This is a genomic window from Agathobaculum sp. Marseille-P7918, assembly GCF_900625105.1.
GTDB lineage: Bacteria > Bacillota > Clostridia > Oscillospirales > Butyricicoccaceae > Agathobaculum.
Window position 1 is genome coordinate 1 of record NZ_UYYD01000022.1, and the last position, 2,500, is coordinate 2,500.

The window sequence follows — 2,500 nt, forward strand, 5'->3', positions numbered from 1 at the left end:
TTTGAGGTCAAGCCCTCGGCCTATTAGTATCAGTCCGCTGCATGCATTACTGCACTTCCACTCCTGACCTATCAACCTTGTAGTCTACAAGGGGCCTTACTCCCGAAGGATGGGAACACTTATCTCGAGGGGAGTTTCACGCTTAGATGCCTTCAGCGTTTATCTCGTCCGTACTTAGCTACCCAGCTATGCCCCTGGCGGAACAACTGGTGCACCAGCGGTACGTCCATCCCGGTCCTCTCGTACTAAGGACAGCTCCTCTCAATATTCCTACGCCCGCAACAGATAGGGACCGAACTGTCTCACGACGTTCTGAACCCAGCTCGCGTACCGCTTTAATTGGCGAACAGCCAAACCCTTGGGACCGAATTCAGCCCCAGGATGCGATGAGCCGACATCGAGGTGCCAAACCTCCCCGTCGATGTGGACTCTTGGGGGAGATCAGCCTGTTATCCCCAGGGTAGCTTTTATCCGTTGAGCGACGGCATTTCCATTCACATACCGCCGGATCACTAACTCCAACTTTCGTTACTGCTCGAACCGTCATTCTCGCAGTTAGGCTCGTTTATGCGTTTACACTCAGTGCACGATTTCCGTCCGTGCTGAACGAACCTTTGAGCGCCTCCGTTACTCTTTAGGAGGCGACCGCCCCAGTCAAACTGCCCACCTGACAGTGTCCCCCGACCAGATTCATGGCCGCAGGTTAGAATCCCAATACCCCAAGAGTGGTATCCCAAGGTTGACTCCACAAATGCTGGCGCACTTGCTTCCAAGTCTCCCACCTATCCTGTACATGGAATACCGAGATCCAATATCAAGCTACAGTGAAGCTCCATGGGGTCTTTCCGTCTAGTTGCGGGAAACCGGCATCTTCACCGGTACTACAATTTCGCCGGGCGGGCTGTTGAGACAGTGCCCAAATCGTTACGCCATTCGTGCGGGTCAGAACTTACCTGACAAGGAATTTCGCTACCTTAGGACCGTTATAGTTACGGCCGCCGTTTACTGGGGCTTAAGTTCGCACCTTCGCTTGCGCTAAGCACTCCCCTTAACCTTCCAGCACCGGGCAGGCGTCACCCCCTATACGTCATCTTTCGATTTAGCAGAGAGCTGTGTTTTTGCTAAACAGTCGCTTGGGCCTTTTCACTGCGGCCTGCTCTCGCAGGCGCCCCTTATCCCGAAGTTACGGGGCCAATTTGCCGAGTTCCTTAACAACCCTTCTCCCGTTGGCCTTAGAATACTCATCCCATCTACCTGTGTCGGTTTGCGGTACGGGCACCTTAGTATACACATAAGCTTTTCTCGTCTCTCACGCCGGTTACTTCCCTACTAAATTTCGGTCCCTTACGCCCCGGGCAACCATCGCCGAGGATAACCTTAATGAAAGCGTCCCTTATGCTTAAAGTTCGGTGGTTACGGAATTTCTACCGTATGTGCATCGACTACGCCTCTCGGCCTCGCCTTAGCTCCCGACTAACCTTGGGCGGACGAACCTTCCCCAAGAAACCTTAGATTTTCGGCCATTATGATTCTCACATAATTCTCGCTACTTATTCCGGCATTCTCACTCGTATGAAGTCCACCAGTGCTTCCGCTCTGACTTCGCCCCGCATACGACGCTCCCCTACCCAATGTACAAAGTACAATGCCTAAGCTTCGGTTTCATGCTTAGCCCCGTTACATTTTCTGCGCAAAACCACTCGACCAGTGAGCTATTACGCACTCTTTGAATGAGTGGCTGCTTCTAAGCCAACATCCTGGTTGTCTTCGCAGTTTCACATCATTTTCCACTTAGCATGAATTTGGGACCTTAGCTGTAGATCTGGGCTGTTTCCCTTTTGACCACGAGACTTATCTCACGTAGTCTGACTGCTATTCATCAATTATCCGGCATTCAGAGTTTGATAGGGTTCGGTAACCTCGCGGCCCCTAGCCCATTCAGTGCTTTACCTCCGGTAATCTAAAATAACGCTAGCCCTAAAGCTATTTCGGGGAGAACCAGCTATCTCCGAGTTCGATTGGAATTTCTCCGCTATCCACAAGTCATCCCCGGCTTTTTCAACAGACGTGGGTGCGGCCCTCCACGGTGTCTTACCACCGCTTCAGCCTGCTCATGGATAGGTCACCCGGTTTCGGGTCTAATACTTGCAACTTCATGCGCCCTATTCAGACTCGCTCTCGCTGCGGCTCCGAAACTCCAGTTTCTTAACCTCGCTGCAAATATTAACTCGCCGGACCGTTCTACAAAAAGTACCCGATCACACATTAACGTGCTCTCGGTGCTTGTAGGCACAAGGTTTCAGGTTCTGTTTCACTCCCCTCCCGGGGTACTTTTCACCTTTCCCTCACGGTACTGCTCCACTATCGGTCACTGAGTAGTATTTAGGCTTGGAGGATGGTCCCCCCATCTTCCCAGCGGGTTTCACGTGTCCGCTGGTACTCTGGATCCGGCTAGCGCTTCATTCTTTTCACCTACGGGACTATCACCCTGTGTCGTCGC

General features: G+C 52.2%; 1 rRNA gene (cut by a window edge). It reads right to left on the reverse strand.

Going from position 1 to position 2,500, the window contains the following annotated elements:
- Positions 1 to 3 precede the first annotated feature (3 nt).
- Positions 4 to 2,500, reverse strand: a 23S ribosomal RNA gene (locus tag EJL02_RS13875); it runs 346 nt beyond the window's last position.